Raw genomic sequence first — 582 nt, forward strand, 5'->3', positions numbered from 1 at the left:
TCTGCTGCAGACGCGCCCGGATGCCATCCGCCTGGTAAAGGCNGTGCACCAGNAGCGGCGAGNCCCTTNCCGTCCATACACCTTTATACGCNTGGGCGGAGCGACGCGGGCGAATCACCAGGATCACCATGTTAAGAATGAAGAACCAGATAACCCGGGGAATTTCCACCACCCGGGTATCGGACAAGAACTCGCGCAGGTAACGACGCAGAGCGCCGGCTTCTGGCGCATCCGGGGTGCCCAGATTGGTGATCAGCACACCGATTTTATCGGGTTGCTGATGGTCAAAGTTTTCTTGTCCCTGATAGGCCATGAAGTGATCTCACTCGGTTGCCATTCTGATAGAGGGGGAGCTCGACTCGCCCCCAGGCTACTATGCCCGTTAGTGTAGCGGCATCACGTCAAGACGCCATGGCCGCCAGGCTATCAGCACCACAGGAAAGCATTACTCCGGGAGCACGCCTTCATGGCGCGCCAGTTCCTCACGAAACGCATCCGGAACCGGTGCCGACGCCTGCTTTTCATGATCAAAATACACCTGAACCGCCCGCCCGCGAGCCACCAGGGCACCGTTCTGCCAGG

At 59.3% G+C, this 582-nt stretch carries 1 protein-coding gene; it reads right to left on the bottom strand.

What is annotated here, in order from left to right:
* A partial coding sequence (locus tag A3730_RS14840) for a ferrochelatase (protein ID WP_197477488.1) occupies positions 1-313 on the bottom strand: 313 nt, incomplete at its 3' end.
* Positions 314-582 lie beyond the last annotated feature (269 nt).

Source organism: Alcanivorax sp. HI0044 (assembly GCF_001634945.1).